Origin of the sequence: Photobacterium sanguinicancri, assembly GCF_002265265.1 — a bacterium.
GTDB classification, from domain to species: domain Bacteria; phylum Pseudomonadota; class Gammaproteobacteria; order Enterobacterales; family Vibrionaceae; genus Photobacterium; species Photobacterium sanguinicancri.
The window spans coordinates 1-17,070 of the sequence record NZ_NOIF01000102.1; the positions used below are offsets into that span (position 1 = coordinate 1).

Annotated in this window: 14 protein-coding genes; 10 read left to right on the top strand and 4 right to left on the bottom strand. The window is 42.8% G+C overall.

Features of this window, described 5'->3' with window-relative positions; translation table 11 throughout:
• Nucleotides 1–94: 94 nt before the first annotated feature.
• The 3 genes from ASV53_RS15040 to ASV53_RS15050 all read right to left on the bottom strand — a co-directional run bounded on the left by ASV53_RS15040 (nt 95) and on the right by ASV53_RS15050 (nt 2,977).
• A complete protein-coding gene (locus ASV53_RS15040; protein ID WP_094957656.1) occupies nt 95–382 on the bottom strand; it encodes a PAAR domain-containing protein in 288 nt (95 codons plus the stop codon).
• Nucleotides 383–655: 273 nt separating this feature from the next.
• Nucleotides 656–2,401: a DNA repair helicase RadD gene (gene radD / locus ASV53_RS15045; protein ID WP_094957657.1), complete on the bottom strand. Its 1,746-nt coding sequence runs from the start codon at nt 2,399–2,401 to the stop codon at nt 656–658.
• An 81-nt stretch (nt 2,402–2,482) separates the two neighbouring features.
• Nucleotides 2,483–2,977 (bottom strand): GNAT family N-acetyltransferase, encoded by a 495-nt coding sequence (locus tag ASV53_RS15050; RefSeq protein ID WP_062690547.1) that lies wholly within the window; start codon nt 2,975–2,977, stop codon nt 2,483–2,485.
• A 267-nt stretch (nt 2,978–3,244) separates the two neighbouring features.
• Between ASV53_RS15050 and rsuA the strand changes: the two genes are divergently transcribed.
• The 3 genes from rsuA (at nt 3,245) to ASV53_RS15065 (ending at nt 6,043) form a co-directional block, all read left to right on the top strand.
• A complete protein-coding gene (rsuA, locus tag ASV53_RS15055) occupies nt 3,245–3,940 on the top strand; it encodes a 16S rRNA pseudouridine(516) synthase RsuA (RefSeq protein ID WP_062690548.1) in 696 nt (231 codons plus the stop codon).
• Nucleotides 3,941–4,177: 237 nt separating this feature from the next.
• The gene (locus ASV53_RS15060; RefSeq protein WP_094957658.1) at nt 4,178–5,368 is read left to right on the top strand and encodes a Bcr/CflA family multidrug efflux MFS transporter; all 1,191 of its coding nucleotides are present in this window, start codon (nt 4,178–4,180) and stop codon (nt 5,366–5,368) included.
• A 9-nt stretch (nt 5,369–5,377) separates the two neighbouring features.
• Complete coding sequence (locus ASV53_RS15065; protein WP_094957659.1) at nt 5,378–6,043, top strand: DUF2913 family protein; 666 nt, start codon at nt 5,378–5,380, stop codon at nt 6,041–6,043.
• Nucleotides 6,044–6,126: 83 nt separating this feature from the next.
• On the opposite strand, the gene ASV53_RS15070 is transcribed toward ASV53_RS15065, so the two are convergent.
• Nucleotides 6,127–7,593, bottom strand: coding sequence for a DUF2867 domain-containing protein (locus ASV53_RS15070; protein WP_094957660.1), 1,467 nt, complete (start codon nt 7,591–7,593; stop codon nt 6,127–6,129).
• A 220-nt stretch (nt 7,594–7,813) separates the two neighbouring features.
• On the opposite strand from ASV53_RS15070, the gene ASV53_RS15075 reads away from it, so the two are divergent.
• From ASV53_RS15075 to ASV53_RS15105, 7 genes are all read left to right on the top strand, one after another.
• Nucleotides 7,814–9,181 (top strand): MATE family efflux transporter, encoded by a 1,368-nt coding sequence (locus ASV53_RS15075; RefSeq protein WP_094957661.1) that lies wholly within the window; start codon nt 7,814–7,816, stop codon nt 9,179–9,181.
• A gap of 252 nt (nt 9,182–9,433) precedes the next feature.
• Complete coding sequence (locus ASV53_RS15080) at nt 9,434–10,105, top strand: ABC transporter ATP-binding protein (protein ID WP_094957662.1); 672 nt, start codon at nt 9,434–9,436, stop codon at nt 10,103–10,105.
• Entirely contained in the window at nt 10,086–12,539 is a 2,454-nt protein-coding gene (locus ASV53_RS15085) for an ABC transporter permease (RefSeq protein WP_094957663.1), read from the top strand. The genes ASV53_RS15080 and ASV53_RS15085 overlap by 20 nt, the downstream gene beginning before the upstream one ends.
• On the top strand, nt 12,539–13,612 hold the full coding sequence (locus ASV53_RS15090) for a lipocalin-like domain-containing protein (RefSeq protein ID WP_094957664.1): 1,074 nt from the start codon (nt 12,539–12,541) through the stop codon (nt 13,610–13,612). Before ASV53_RS15085 ends, ASV53_RS15090 begins: the two co-directional genes overlap by 1 nt.
• Nucleotides 13,613–13,685: 73 nt before the next feature.
• On the top strand, nt 13,686–14,969 hold the full coding sequence (locus tag ASV53_RS15095) for an amidohydrolase (RefSeq protein WP_239928802.1): 1,284 nt from the start codon (nt 13,686–13,688) through the stop codon (nt 14,967–14,969).
• Nucleotides 14,970–15,425: 456 nt separating this feature from the next.
• Nucleotides 15,426–16,247, top strand: a complete 822-nt coding sequence (locus ASV53_RS15100) for an EAL domain-containing protein (RefSeq protein WP_094957665.1) — start codon at nt 15,426–15,428, stop codon at nt 16,245–16,247.
• Nucleotides 16,195–17,013: a helix-turn-helix domain-containing protein gene (locus ASV53_RS15105; protein WP_094957666.1), complete on the top strand. Its 819-nt coding sequence runs from the start codon at nt 16,195–16,197 to the stop codon at nt 17,011–17,013. The genes ASV53_RS15100 and ASV53_RS15105 overlap by 53 nt, the downstream gene beginning before the upstream one ends.
• The last annotated feature ends 57 nt before the right edge of the window (nt 17,014–17,070 follow it).

Genomic DNA, 17,070 nt, shown 5'->3' on the forward strand with positions numbered 1-17,070 from the left:
TATTTAAGGCTTTTATAATGACTTTTAATTTTAGTGCATATTTTTGATGTTTTAAGTTGATACTTCTTTTTTATCTGTTGGATAGCTACATATTCTACCCAATAACAACAGTGCCATTTCCGACAATGATTTTGCCTCCGTGAGAGGTCGAATCTCCCATGCGGGCGGCGGGTTTGCCATTAATGAACACCCCCGAAGAGCCTGAAGAAATACTGTCAGGTGGACCGATGCATACAAGCTTATCGCCTTTGCGTGCTGCAGGCATTCCGCCAATGAACACATTAGGAGAACCAACAGCAACTGGGCCGCCAACATGAGGGATTTTACCTGTACGATCAGGGCAGGTGTGGTAGCAACCAATAAATGCGGCGGGTTTACCCAAAGTAAGCCTCTTTATATAACACGTTGTTGGAACTAAATTGAAAACAATCGCTGAGAGTTAGCAATTAATAATGTGAATTAAACTTATCATGGGGAAGAGGGGGCGGACAATTTGGTGCAGGGTTATATCGAATGCAAAATTAAAATTATGGATTTATATCTCAGCTTTTTGCATGGTGTAATTAATAGAGTCAATAGTATGTCTATTGACGTGTATAAATAGACATACTATCAATTACCTTCCATGGTAATTTAATATTAGCTAGCATTTTATTCAGTCTTTCTGATACTGGTCCACATCAAAGAGCTTATCGCGTATTGCCCAGAATCGACCGCTTTTTCTTGCAATAATGATTTCTGGTGGGCGAAGCCTATGTTCGTTATTGGCTACTTTAGTCGGTGCGGTATCAGTAAATGGGCGATGTCTATCGACTAAATGCGGGTTGATAAACTTTTTCAAGAAGTTCTCTTTTTGGCCTTTATTTGAAAGCGTCCAGATTTCACTGATCTCAGAACCTTCGTCACCAATATAAATAACTTTAAGCTGAGGTTTGCCAAATTTGTTTTTGCCGGGCTCTAAGCGTAAATCCTGACATTTCATGATCATTGCATCTTTGAGTTTTAATGCGTCACGTAACTTTTTATCAGGGTCGACCATAACCGCGTCGCAAAGATGGCAGCGTCTTGCGGCAATATCGTTATCAGCGCCGCATTCTTCACAGTATTTGGCCCTAAAGCGGTAACCGCACTCTTCACGCTCGCCGGTGTCATCGTCTTCAAAATACCCTTGGCAACGTCGCCCGTAGTGCTCGATCAGAAAACCAGCAGGATCTAACTTGCCCCAAAAGCTATTTTTAAAACCACAGGCAGGGCAGGGAACCATGATGACTTCACTGTCGCTGTTTGGTTTTGGATCGCCAACATCGGGTTGGAATAAGTCGTAACAGTTACCCGCGTATTCTAGAACGAGGCATTCTGTTTTACCCTCATACAGTCGTAAACCTCGACCTACTATTTGTTGATAAAGGCTGATGGATTCTGTTGGGCGCAAAATGGCGATTAAGTCAACGTGTGGAGCATCGAACCCCGTTGTTAGTACCGAGACATTAACAAGGTATTTAATTTCTTGCTGTTTAAATGCAGTGATAATACGGTCACGTTCTTCTATTGGCGTATCACCCACAACCAATGCTGCGTTTTCATTGGCAAGGTAGCCCATGATTTCTTTCGCGTGATTAACTGTTGATGCGAAGATCATGACGCCGCGGCGATCTTTGGCATAGTCAATAACTTGGTCGATGATCATCGGTGTTGCGCGTGCTGATTTTTCAATTACGCTATCTAGATCGGCTTCTTTGTAATGGCCATTTGAGGATGGGGTTAGGCTGGAAAAATCATAGCCCATTACTGCCATATCCATCATTTTGGGTTCAGTCAAAAAACCTTCGTCGAGTAAATAACGAATAGGGAGCTCAAAAATACAATCACGGAAAAAGCGATCTTGCTCAGTACGTACTTGGCCACGTGTGTGGTATTTGTAAATCCAGCCCATACCGAGTCGGTAGGGTGTGGCGGTTAAACCTAAAATCTTGATCCCAGAGTTGATGTTTTGCAGGTGGCTTATGGCTTTACGGTAAGCGCTGTTTTCATCTTCTGGTACTCGGTGGCATTCATCAATTACCAGTAGCGAAAACTCATTTTTGAAGGCATCTAGGCTGTTTGCCATCGATTGTACTGACGCGAATACCACTTGCTGGTCTGTTTCTTTTCGCCCTAAACCTGCCGAGAAGATAGATGCTTTCAAACCATAGCTTTCATACTTGGCGTGGTTTTGTTCAACCAGTTCTTTTACGTGAGTGAGCACTAATACTCGCCCACGCGCAATACGGGCAAGCTCTGCGACAACAAGGCTTTTTCCTGCGCCTGTCGGTAGGGTAAGTACCGCTGGGGAAGAATGTTTGCGAAAGTAGTGAATAGTCGCTTTAACACTGTCTTGCTGATAGGGGCGAAGGGTGTACATGTAGGTATGCTGCCAGATTGAAGAAACCCGACGAGTGTAGCATAGGTTCACTGTATAGATGAACAGTGAACCCGATTTGATTTACGATGCAATATGCAAAGAAACCTCTTCTTGTTTAATCGATTTTGTCATCATGCAGAACTGACGGCGAGGGATGAATCCTTGTTTTTCATAGAAGCTACGTGCGCCTGCATTACCAATATTCACTTCCAAAGAGAGTGCCTTTACTCCATTTTTCGAAAGATGGTGCTCAATTTGAGGCAATAATTGTGTCCCAATCCCTTGTTGGCGCCATTCTGGCTTTAAATAAAACTGATCAATTAAGCCGATTCGCCCGCCATGTTCAAGGCTAAAGCTGTAACTAATAATGATATGACCAACCAGCATTTTTTGGCCTGCTTCATCAGCTTCAATAAACCACGCTTGGCCGAGTTCTGGCGAGTTAAGTAATTGATGCATAGCTTGTTGAGTTTGCTCTACCTTTTGTGGTAAAGCTTCATAATCAAACAGTTCTTCTACTAAATTCAGTAGCTTATCAATAGATGAGGTGTTTGGCGCAACAAGAGAGATGTTCATAGTCTGACCTTCATTGTTAGGCGTTCTGCTTGTAGTTATACGCGAATTATAAGATTAAAGGTTACTCTTTTATGACCAATAAATGTCAGGAATGTTCTATTTTTTTGATGTATATATCAAAGCTAAGAACATTCTTGCTTATATAAAACGTAGCGTATATACAGTGAGTTCACACAGAATCAGATACCAATATTGATAAGTTTTTAATGCAAGTTATAGTCCAGCTTTCTATAATAGCGGCACATTTTGTAACACGCGGAGCCACCAATGAGGCTTGATAAATTTCTTTGTACGACATTAGGCATTACTCGTCGTGAAGCCGGTAAGCTACTTAACAATAAAATGATTGAAGTGAACGGCGTTGTCGTTAAAAGTACTTCAATGAAAATTACCGATGATTGCGATGTGGAGTTTAATGGCCGCTCATTGGCATTAACCGGCCCTCAATATTACATGCTTAACAAGCCTGAAGGTTTTGTGTGCTCGCATGTTGACGATCACAATCCAACTGTATTTGTGTTGCTTGATATTGTTAGCCCTGAAAAACTGCATGTGGCAGGTCGTTTAGATGGCGATACGACAGGTCTTGTACTGCTGACGGATGACGGCCAATGGTCTCACCGTATAACGTCACCGCGTCGTGTTTGTGAAAAAACATATTACGTAGAAGTGGCTGACCCGCTTGAAGAGTCTGCTATTGAACTTTTTGCTAATGGTGTTGAGTTACGCGGGGAAGATTCGCTTACTCGTCCTGCAAAACTAGAGATCGTGGGTGAACGTGAAGCGTTTATTACGATCACTGAAGGTAAGTATCATCAAGTGAAACGCATGTTTGCTGCTATTGGCAATAAAGTTGAAGCGCTACACCGTGACCGTATTGGCGCAGTTACTCTAGATGACGATCTTGAGCCGGGTGAATACCGCAAATTGACCCCTGAAGAAGTTGCGTCATTTAATAAGTAAATGCAGCGTTAACCTCTAAGATAAGTCGTTATTTTGATTAAGCCTCCGTTCATTTATATAAATGAGCGGAGGCTTTGTTGTATGTAGCTGCTGCTTAGTAGGGCTGACACAGACTGTAAGCTGATTTTAACTCTGTACAAAATAAGAAATGTATCCTTTCTTACAAAGAAAGAGTAATGCTGCAAATATATCGTACAATAGGGGGTTCACTGAATTTTATGCATTAAAAGAGACTGTATGACCAAAGAAGAAACTCAAAAGCTAAGCTTTATGCTGATACTTATCTTGGGGGCAATTTCCGCCTTAACGCCATTAGCGATAGATATGTATTTACCAGCAATGCCGACTATTGCACGTGACTTGGCTGTTTCTCCAAGCCTTGTCCAGAGCACGTTAACGGCATATACCGCAGGCTTTGCAATTGGTCAGTTGTTACATGGTCCATTGGCCGATAGCTATGGTCGAAAACCCATCATTATTATTGGTACCATTTTATTTGGTATTGCTGCTGTATTTAGCGCACTAAGTCAGAACATTGTAGAGCTGACTTGGATCCGTGCTGCACAAGGTTTTTCAGGCGCAGCCGCTGCGGTTATTGTGCAGGCGTTGGTCCGTGATATGTTTGAGCGTGAAGAGTTTGCTCGTACTATGTCGTTTATTACATTAGTCATGACAATTGCACCACTGGCGGCTCCAATGATTGGTGGTCACATTGCGGTGTGGTTTGGATGGCGTGCTATTTTCTGGGTATTGGCCGCTTTTGCAGTGATTGTTTTGCTTGCTGTTATTATGAAAATCCCAGAGACCCTACCTAAAGAAAAACGTTTACCTTTTAATATTGGCTCAACGTTACGTAATTATGCTCGGCTACTAACTAACAAAACAGCTGTTGGCTTGATTTTTTGTAGTGGTTTTTCGTTTGCTGGTATGTTCACGTTCCTAACCGTTGGCTCGTTTGTATATATTGATTTGTACCATGTGAGCACTCAAAACTTTGGTTATTTATTTGGGCTTAACGTTGTTTGCTTAATTTTGATGACCAGTATTAATGGGCGAATGGTTAAGCAAAAAGGTTCGCACTGGATGTTACGTTTTGGCTTAATTGTACAGCTAGTTGCCGGTTTTGGTTTGATTGTTGGCCAGTTGCTTGGTTTGGGCTTGTGGGCCGTAGTTGTGCCTGTCATGCTTTTTGTTGGTACTATCTCTATTATTGGTAGTAACACCATGGCTTGCCTGCTCTCTAAATACCCGCATATGGCGGGTACCGCGTCTTCCTTAGCGGGAACCATGCGATTTGGTACAGGTACAGTTGTTGGTGGTACTGTCGCACTAATGCCAGATGCCACAGTATGGCCAATGGCTTTGAGTATGGCGCTTTGTGCAGTATTATCTGCCGGTTTTTATCTATTTTTATCTCGTGATGCGTAAGTGAAGAAAATGACGCTGTTTTATCAAGAATTATATAAGTTAGTGACAGAAGGCTTAGCAGAGCTGCAAGCTTCTCAAGAGGCAGGTAAAACACCTGTTAACCCTGTGAGCGAAGCTCATTACATTAGTGCTTGGGTAACAAAGGCGATTAAGCAACATCGCTTTGAGCATTGTATGGCTAAAACGCTGATGAGCTGGCAGCAACAAGCGCGAAGTATGGGGCAACATGCTCAACTTCGTTTATTGTTTGAAAACCTAGCTGAAACTTATGCCGGTGTGATGGATGAGCAGAAAGTTGCTAAAACCATTACCGATGAAAACTTTACCAACTTCTTCAGTCAAGTTGAGCAGCAAGATTGGCAAGTGACAACAGAACATGAAATTAACCGTAAAGTGAAGCACCATACAGACGGTCAAGCATCACTTGTTGTGTGTTGTAAAAAGTTTGAAGAAGCATTTGATGCCGCTGAAGGGCAAGAAGTGAAGCGCTTAGTGAAGCCACTCTCGATTTTTATTCGTGGTAATACACAAGCGTTGATCGATGCTGCATTCGGCAACGGTCTGTTGCTTTACAAAGTGACTGATTATAAATCGATTGTTAAATATCACGGTGAATACATTATTCAACCGGACAACAATGGTAGTTATTTACCCGAGTTGCCAACGCGTCAGTAATCATCGCTGAACATTCGGATTTGAAAAGCGGGATTATCCCGCTTTTTTATTGCCTGTAATTCAGGGGGGGGGGTGCTGAAGTGCTATTGTGTTATCGTCTTGCCTTCTTTGGCTTGTGCTTTACAGGCTTTGACCAAAGCAAATGTCATTCCTCTGAAAATAAACAGGTGTGCAGGCATCATTGCAAACCAATAAAGTAATCCCATAAAACCTGCGGGGTGCCACCAAGCACGAATATCAATGGTACGGTAATCACCATGGTCATCGATTGAAAACTCAAGACGGCCTAGTCCTGGCGCTTTCATCCCAAACAGCAGTGATAAAAATCGATTTTTGTGAATGTTAATTACTTTCCAAGAATCAATATAATCGCCAAGCTTTAGGCTACCTTCATCTCCCGTACGCGGTGTACGTTTTAACGCATTACCACCTACCAGAGCATCTAACCATTCTCGAATCCGCCATAATCCATTAGCATAGAAATACCCTTGCTTTCCCCCGATTTGCGTGACCACTTTCCACAAATCTTCCTTACTTGCATCCGTTTTAAGGGTATAGCCTGCATGTTTAGGGTAATAGCCAAACCCTTTATTCCAACGGGCAAGGGCATCTGGGTCAAACCCCCATATTTCACTTCTTACAACTTCTTCTTCGTGGGCTAAGGCTTCTTCTACCGCTTCATCGTAAGTGAGGAGGTATTGCGGAATTAATGCTTGGATCGCTTCACCATGTGCAGTGAGATCGTGCTGTAGACCGCCAATTAAGGCTTTGGCAATATCGGTCGGCACTGAAGTGATCACTCGTAACCACTGGGCGGCTAATTTGGGGGATAGAAAGGGTAACGGTACGATATGAATATTCTTGCCCATTAACGTACCAAGTTGCTTCATTTGCTGTGAATAGGTTAATGGTTCTGGCCCAGAAACATCCAATATTTGATGACGACTTGGCATGAAATGAAGCAATTCAGTTAAGTAGTAAAGGAGGTTTCTGAGTGCAATAGGGGAGTTACGTGAGCGAACCCATTTGGGTGTAAACATGATAGGTAAGTGATAAACAAAATCGCGCATTACCTCAAAGGCGGCAGAGCCAGGGCCAATAATGATCCCCGAACGAAGTTCTGTCACGATTTTACCTGACTCGCGAAGTATTTCTCCTGTCGCTTTACGTGCCGCAAGGTGCTTTGAATGACCGAGATCTGGTTGTAAAGCACCTAGATAGATAACGCGCTGTATTTGACTTTGTTTCAACGCAAAACTGAAGTGACGTGCCACGTCGAGTTCATATTCAATAAAGTCATGCCCATGAGCCATACCATGAACCAAAAAGAAAACGGCATCGACTCCCTCTAAAATAGGAGTCAGATCGGTTTTGAGGCTTAAATCGAGCTCAATTAATTCGATGTTATGAATATTACCCCAGCCACGTTTTTGCATTAGCGATAAACTACGGCCTGTTGCTTTAACGTGATACCCGTTGTTGGCTAGCTCGGTGACGAGGTGACTACCTATATAACCCGAAGCTCCAACAACAAGAACGGTTTTTATCATTACATCATGCTCCATGCTTAGGCTTAAAAAGCCAAAAATAGTGTGTTTCTTTAATGCTGTCCATAACCATTAATAACAATTAACCACTTGATGAATTATATCTGATTAAACGTTGTAAAAGTGGTTGTTATTACAACTGTAGTGGATAAAATTCGCGCTGTCTTTCCTTAAGGGTTTCTCCTTAAATATTCAACAACTTTTGCTGTATGTGAGGCTGCTAATGCGTCATCTGGTTCTTCAGCAATTACGCGGTGATTTTCTTCGTCGCTTATTGCTTATTGCTCTGCCTATTGCGTTACAAACCATGTTGTTTTCGAGTCGAAGCTTGGTCGATATTTTGATGCTTGGCCAATTAGGTGAGCTTGAAGTTGCAGCCATTGGCATTGCAGGTAAAGCCCTTTTTGTCGCGACAATTATGTTGTTTGGTGTGACAACAGGTGGCGCGTTGCTTACTGCACAATACTGGGGGGCTGGGAATCGCCGAGGTGTACAACAAAGTACGGCGCTAACCGTGGTAATGACGACGATTACAGCCAGCATCAGTGGGGGACTTTTCCTATTCGCCCCTAAATTTGTTGTTGGTCTAGCGACAGATTCTCCTGAGGTTATTCATCTTGGCGCAGAATATTTAGCGATTACATCGGGAAGCTTATTTGCTGTTGCGTGGGGTAGCAGCATGGCTGTTGGTTTACGCGCAATGCATCAGCCGGGCATTAGTACCTTTTTTAGTGCTATTGGTATTGGCCTGAATCTGTTTTTGAACTGGATACTGATTTTTGGCCATTGGGGTTTTCCGGCAATGGGTATTGCGGGCGCTGCTTGGGCAACGTTGATCAGTGGCTTGGTTGAAGTTGCTTTATTGTTTTCATATTTATACGGTAAGAAGCATTTACTTGCTTTTGATCTTGTTTTATTGAAAGAGGCCTGTCATTGGCCGTTGGTGAAACGTTTTCTGACGTTGTCATTGCCAACGACATTTAACCACTTGGCTTGGTCTATGGGGATTTTTGTTTACCACGCTATCATCGGCCAAGTAAGCGTACAGGGGTTGGCGGCATTGTCTGTTATTACGCCGATTGAATCTTTTGCGCTCGCGATGTTGATTGGTGTATCTAATGCAGCCGCTGTCATGATAGGTAACCAGCTTGGCGCAAATAAGATGGAAGAAGCGTACCAGCAAGCATGGGCAGTTTCTATCTTCAATGTACTATGTGGCATCGGTATTGCTGTACTGATGTTGCTGACGAAAAATACCGTGTTGGATCTATTTTCTGCATTATCACCAGAAACACGTGCACTGACAGAGAACTTTTTCTCAATCTTAGCCGTAATGGTCATTATACGCAGTATTCCAATGACAATGATTGTTGGGGTATTACGTGCTGGTGGGGATATTAGATTTTGTTTTTATCAAGATCTAACTGCTCAGTGGCTAATAGGTATTCCTATCACCGCCATGATGGCATTGGTATTTAAGTTACCGTTAGAGTGGATTTATGCTGCGCTAGTGATTGAAGAGTTAGTGAAGTGGGTTGGGTGTATTTTCCGTGTTCGCTCTAAGGCTTGGATGAACAACTTGGTTGCGTAATCGGGTATAGTGATAAAAGGGCTGAGGCACAGAGTGCCAATATGCCCTAATATGTTGGTGTGCTGTAAGCTTGATGGTTTATATGTAGGTGGTTTGTAAAATCTTTCATTTTAATCACAGTCAAACTCTCAAAGTGCTTCCTCGCTGTCTAGGTTTACGGTAAATTCACTGCCTACATATACTGACAATATTTTGTTGAAGTTAGTATCAGACCTAGCGGTTTTACTGACGTTTAAAATTTCGAGGACATAGATGTTACGGCTTGCAGGACTCTGTAAAGGGTACAAAGATGGCAACGAGTATCACTCCGTCCTTCAAGGGGCAGAGTTATCGTTAAAGCAAGGTGATCAACTGGCTTTAATGGGTGAGAGCGGTTCAGGTAAAAGTACCTTACTTAACTTAATTGCTGGCCTAGATTCTGTCGACAGTGGTGAGGTGTGGATCGGTGATACCGCATTACATGCTATCTCTGAACGCGAACGTACCGCTTTTCGTCGTAATAACATCGGCCTTGTCTTTCAACAATTTAATTTGCTGCCTACGTTATCAACTGAAGATAATATTCGTTTTTGCCGACAGCTAAAAGGGCTTGATGATGATCAAGCTTTATGGCGTCAAATTGTATCTGCACTCGATCTTCGTCCGTTATTAGACCGTTACCCTGAAGAAATGTCAGGTGGTCAGCAGCAACGTGCAGCTATCGCTCGCGCCTTATACATGGAGCCTGATCTTTTATTGGCCGATGAGCCAACAGGAAGCCTTGATGAGCGCAATGCTGGGGCTGTAATTCGATTGCTGACTAGCCTTGCGAGTAAGCTTGATTGTACGCTTTTACTTGTTACCCATAGTGAGCAAGTCGCTTCTCACATGCAGGGTTGTATCCGTTTACAAGGAGGGCAACTGCATGTCCAATCCAGTCGCTAAGGCGCTCTGGGGACATTACCGTCGCCATCCGTTCCAAATCTTACTTGTCTGGTTAGGCTTAACATTAGGCATTGCGCTGCTCATCGGTGTAATGGCAATTAATCAGCAAGCTCGTGAAAGCTACCGTCAAGGCGAGCAGCTTTTCGACAACCCTTTCCCTTATCGTATTCGTTCATTACAGTCGGGCATGAAAGTCCCACAAGGCTTGTATATTGATTTACGCCGAGCTGGCTTTCATGAGTGCGTACCAATTGATGAATTTCGTATTACGACCAATAAGCAGCGAGATTTTGAATTACTCGGTGTTGACCCTATTGCGATGTATTCAACGCTTAAGCAATCAGGCCCGGCACAATCTCAGTTGTTTGACCTTATTAAGCCACCGTATCCTATTTTAATTGGCGATCAATTAGCCCGTTATATTGGGGTTGAAGACGGTGAAATGATCACGCTTGATAATGGCGATGAAATTGGCCCATTGATGCTGGTAGAAGATGAACGCATCGGTGGACCACGCATGATTGCCGATATGGCATTATTGCGCCAGTTAAATAAGAGTTCGGGCTTTACCGCTGTTATTTGTCGAGACTTATCATCGAAGCGTCAAACTGCGCTAGAAGAAACATTACCATCAGGCGTAACGCTGGAAAAAAATCAAAGTGCGACACTTGAACCACTGACCAATGCTTTTCACATGAACCTACTCGCGATGGGTATGTTGTCGTTTGTGGTTGGCTTGTTCATTTTTTATCAGGCAATGTCACTGTCATTATCGCAACGTCAGCCTTTGGTCGGTGTTTTAAGACAAATGGGTGTGTCGGGTTTTCAACTTGCCCGCGCGTTGCTGGTCGAGATTATATTGTGGGTGGTGTTAGGTTTACTCGGCGGTAATGCACTTGGTTTGTTGCTTGCTCAGCAACTTCTTCCTTCTGTGGCTGCGACCTTAAGTGACTTATATGGCGCAAATGTATCACTGGCTGTTGAATGGCACTGGCAGTGGGGATTAGCCAGTTTAGCGATTGCTGTTTTTGGGTCGGTCCTTGCCTGTGGTTGGCCTGCTTTACGTCTCATTAATACGCAACCATCTCGTCTTGCAACGCATATGTCGCTTATTCGGATTAGCGGTCGAGAGTTTGGCTTACAAGCCATTATTTCGTGTTTCTTTATTGGTGCAGCTTATGGCGTGTATCAACTTCCCCATGGCCAAACGGCTGGTTTTGTACTGATTGCGTTTATCTTGGTTGCGAGTGGGCTAATGATGCCCTTTATTTTATGGCAGTTTTTTCGTTTAAGCGCCAAGCTTGTCAAAGCTGCAAGACTTCGTTGGTTCTTTTCTGATGCCGCGGCAAGCTTAAGTTATCGCGGAGTCGCCGCAATGGCATTTATGCTTGCTTTAGCTGCCAATATTGGGATGGAAACCATGGTGGGGAGTTTCCGTTACACCACCGAAAACTGGTTAGGTCAGCGGTTAGCGGCTGATATTTATGTGCGTCCGCCTCTTAATGTTGCGTCTCGTTTGGAAACTTGGTTAGAAGCGCAGCCTGAAGTGGATCAGGTTTGGCGCCGTTGGCGTAAAGAACTTGATACCCATAAAGGCATTGTTGAAGTACGTAGTATGGGGGCGTCTCAAGGTGAAAAAGAAGCGCTGACGGTGAAAGTGGCTGTACCTGAATATTGGGCAACAACACACCATAAACGCGCAGTCATGGTCAGTGAATCTATGGCACTGCGTGAGAATTGGAAGCCAGGTGAAGTGGTTGATTTACCCGCGCCATTGGGTAAAAACTGGCTGATAAGCGCAGTGTATTACGATTATGGCAACCCATACGGGCAACTGATGCTGTCACAGGCGTACTGGAATAAAATGTGGAGTAAGAAAGGTGCCGTTAGTTTTGCGATCCACCTTGCTGAAGGTGTCGATCCCGAACCCATTATGGCACGCATGGGCGAACGCTTTAGGTTACAACCCGAGCGTGTGCGTAATAATGCTGAATTGATGAATCAAGCGATGCGGGTGTTCGACCGAACCTTTGTGGTGACATCGACCTTAGGGAAATTAACACTCTTTATTTCTGTGTGTGGCCTGTTTGTTGCCACAGTGGCGGGTGAAGTTTCGCGTCAGCGTCAGTTTGCTTTGCTTCGGTGTATGGGCATGACGGGCCGTGAATTGGCACTCCTTGGTGGTGGTCAGTTGTTTATTATCGGTTTGATGACCGCGTTAATTGCTTTACCTATGGGCTTAGTGTTAGCGCAGCTGCTCATTGACGTCATACTCAAATATTCGTTTGGCTGGACAATGGAGCTTTATTTCTTTCCGACACAATATTTGTTCTCACTCGGAATGGCGCTCATTGTATTGCTTGCCGCTGGCGCTTGGCCTGTATGGCGTTTAGTGAAGCGCTCTGCGATAACATCATTAAGAGAGTCCTTCTAATGTCGTTCAAATCTTTTCTATGTGTTATGTGCTTAAGTGTACTGTTAGTGGGGTGTGAACAACCCGATATTGCTTCGCCAACGGTGAGTGTGTTAACGGAAGCACCCACCGATGACTTCGAAAAAGTAACGCCAGATCGTACTTTACACTTTCCTGTTGATCACGGAGAGCATCCCAAGTTTAAAACTGAATGGTGGTACTTAACCGCAAATTTAGAAACCGACCAAGGTGAGCGATACGGTGTTCAATGGACGCAATTTCGCATTGCAACGGGTAGTGAAGACATAAAGGGGTGGGGTACACCACAAATCTATATGGCGCACGTGGTGATCAGTGACAGTAACGGGATGCAACATGCGGAACGTTTTTCTCGCGGTGGTATTGGTCAGGCGGGCGTGCAAACATCACCGTATCGTATTTGGTTGGATAATTGGTCTTGGCAATCGACCAGTGAAGGCCCATTTCCAGGTCAACTATCATTTGAAGATAACGGCATGGCAGGGGAATTAACTGTCTTGAATAAAGGGGAGATCGTGCTCCATGGCGATGCTGGATACAGTAAAAAGCACCCAGCGGAAGATCGCGCCTCGTACTATTACAGCGCTCCTTTTTTGCAGTTGCAAGGAAAACTAACCCTGAATGGCAAAACGGTGAATGTCCAAGGTGAAGGTTGGTACGACCGAGAATGGAGTAGCAGCATGCTGTCAACTGAGCAGCAGGGCTGGGATTGGTTCTCCATCCATTTAGATGATGGTAGCGCTCTGATGGCGGCACAAATTCGATCTGATGATAAAAAAGCCTATTCATTTGGCTCTCGTAGTTGGCCTGATGGCCGTGTAACGACCTTAAGCAGTGATGAAATATACTTAACGCCAATAAGCTACTCGACAATAGATGGAAAGGTATTACCGCTTAAATGGCGAATAGATATCCCATCGCAAGATATTAAGTTATCTATCGGTGCAGAAAGAAAACAACAATGGCTCCCATTTAGCTTCCCATATTGGGAAGGACAAATAATAGCTAAAGGTAGCCACAACGGCCGTGGTTTCATGGAATTAACAGGGTATTAGCACACAGGATGTATTGCGTTTGTATAACGTAACTCAATACACGATGTGCCTATAAGGACAGTAGGAAAGTAACGTGGCAACAATCCAATTTGATGAGCAATCTTTATCGCAGCGTTTAATGAATTATCGCCGTGAACTTCATCGTTATCCCGAAGCTGCGTGGTGTGAGTTTTTTACAACCAGTAGAATTGCAGCACATCTTGCACATCTCAAGTATCAACTCGCTTACTCGGATGAAATTATTCATAACGATGCCATCATGGGTCGTAATCCAGATCAAATACAAAAAGCACAAGAGCGCGCTTTGCATTGGGGCGCTGATCCACAAAGCCTTGAGCGAATGAATGGTGTAACGGGCATTGGCGCAGTCCTCGACACGGGGATCCCCGGTCCTGTTATCGCCTTTCGTTTTGACATTGATGCAGTAGAAGTCATGGAAAGCCATGATGACTCTCATCGACCTCATTTTTTGGGCTTTTCGTCATTATTAGATGGTGTTGCTCACGCATGTGGGCACGATGCGCATGTTGCTATTGGCCTAGGTTTAGCGGAAGTGTTAGCTGAAAATAGAGGCCACTTAACTGGCAAATTTAAACTACTATTTCAACCAGCGGAAGAAGGTTGCCGAGCGGGCAAGGCTATTGCTGAAAGTGGCTGGTTAGATGATGTTGATTATCTCTTTGCTTCGCATATAGGCATGAACGTGCCAAGTGGGACTCTAGTGTGTAACCCACAGCATTTTTTATGCAGTTCAAAGTTTGATTTACATTTTAATGGTAAACCAGCACACGCAGGTATCGAGCCAAATGTAGGTCGTAATGCGTTGGCTGCGGCTTGTACTGCTGTGAATCAAATGTTGGCGATACCTCGTCACCGAGATGGCATGACTCGTGTGAATGTTGGGCAGTTGATGTCAGGTGAAGGGCGCAACGTTATTCCTGAAAACGCGGTATTAAAAGGCGAAACACGTGGTGAAAACCGTGAACTTAATACTTACATGTATCAGCAGGTAGAGCAAATTGCCCATGCATCGGCAATGATGCACGGCGTAAATGTAGAGATTAAAGCGCAAGGTGAAGCGATAGGTCTGCAGAACGACAGCGCATTGGTCGATTTACTGTTCCAAGTGGGTGAAGACAGTGGATTTAATAATGTGATTAAGAAAAAAGATTTTGGCGCTAGTGAAGATGCAGGCTACTTAGTGGATCGTGTCCAGCAATGTGGTGGACGGGCGGTTTATTGCTTGGTTGGATCCGATCTGACTGCAGGGCACCATAATGGCGACTTCGATATTGATGAAACCCGTATGCTCCCTGCTGTTAAGCTGTATATAAATGTACTTACTCAGTTAATTTAGTAAATATAATCTCAAAGTCAGCTCTGTAATTAATCTCTCAGTGCTGACGAATATCGATATTATCTTCTTAGATTATGTGTTTTTAATGTGTATTGTATAGGCTATAAGTCGGCCTTATATTACCTTATTTCTAATCCTTGCAGTCATGTTCTATGCTCTTGATTCTAGGGTATCTTGAATGTATTCGTTCCCCTTGTTTTAGTACGCGACTACCTCGCTAATATATTTAAAATTGAACTATTCACGGAGTATTTACATGTTCATGTCTATTTTGTAGAATTCGATTTTTTTATAAAGTCGGGTGTATGTAGCGAAAATAAATAGCGTCAAAAAAACGGCAGAGGTTTTAAGTTTATTGATATTACCGCAATGTTTTTTCTTAAGTGCTTTTTTACTGGTTTTTTAAAGGTGCCGAAATAGAATTGATTTAACAATCTACAACAAGGTGTATTACATATGCACAAAATAACAACCTCGGATCTGCCTAATGCAGTGCGAATTGAATCTTTACTCAACCATAACTTGTACGCCGAGTTAACGTTTTTATTGCAGCCAATCGTTATACCCTCTACAGGTGAGGTTATTGCCTTCGAAGCCCTGTCTAAAGTCATATCACAGTCTGGCGATCAGCTTAATAATGAAGATTTTTTTGATCATGCTGGTACTGAATTATTAAAAAGTTTGGTAATTGCGCAAATTAGTGCCTTCAAGCAAACAGTTTATACCAAACGGCGTATTTTGATATCTTATAACTTACCTTTGTCTTGTATGGAAGATGACTGTTTTGTTGAAAAGCTCTTGGCTATTTGTACGCAAAAAGTTGCGCTCGAATTTACAGATCTTAACGTTAATTTAAAATCTAAAAAAATCGCAGATAATTTAGCTAAGGTACAGCGTCAAGGGCACCAATTATGGCTAGACGATTACTTGCACCATTCCAGAGTTGCAAACCTAACACTTGGATATATAGAATGGGATATTATAAAAATCGACAAGTCATACCTTTACTTCAATACGGAAGAGGAGTCATTATTGAAGTCATTAACATCCGTATTACAGAGCTATGTAAAAAAAGGAGTCATATTTGAAGGTGTAGAAACTGAGTTACAACGACGATTAATCTGTAGAGAGAAAACATTTGCTCAAGGATATTATTTCTCTTACCCAAGATGCATCAATGAAGTGATACAAAAAATGAAATTTACGCCTTGGAAAGCATTACATAATGAAAGAAGCCAGCAAATCGAGCATACAGGTGAAGCACCACTCCCTGTGTGATAACTCATCACTCAATAATTTTTACTCCATCGACTATAAATTAATTAGAATTAAAAATGCGGTTGGCTTCGTATCGATGAAAGGAGTAATTAACGAAATTAATGGAAAAGGGCTTATATACATCCCTTGTCACACAAGTGTCGCTTGTTCTGTAAAACCGCTAAATAATAAGCAAGCAGAACTGGATGTTGTGTCGTTTAAAAAGGAGCATTTTTTACAAATCATAGAAGGCTTGAAGCCTTTCACTGTTTATGAGCAGTTCTCTAATGTGTCACAAATGTATTTTCAATACAGTGATGAATTTGATGACGAGTTTGATAGCTTAATAGCCGTTAATCAATTACTTGATTCTCATAAATCGACAGTGATGACATCGCTATCTCAGTCAATTATTTATAAATTGATATCAATCTATGCACCACAGTTATTGACACAGACATTAAGTGATAAACGTGTGGTCGATTTTATTGTAGATAAGGTCTGCCAAGATTTATCGCGCAAGTGGAAGCTAGCAGATTTAGCATGCTCACTTAATATGTCTAGTTCTAAATTACAGCGTAAATTAAAAGAAGATAATGTCGATTTCTCAAAGCTTCTCAATGATGTTAAGTTGAAAAAGGCGAGGGATTATCTAACATACTCAGACCTGAGTATCACCCAAGTTGCCAATCATTCAGGCTTTGATAACTTGGCCTATTTTTCTAATTTATTTAAAAAACATTATCAACTGACACCATCGCAGTTCAGGCGTTCTGTTAAGGCGTAGCAAGAAGTATCTAGATGATTAATAACCTTGCTTCATGCTACGCGGTGTTGTTATTTT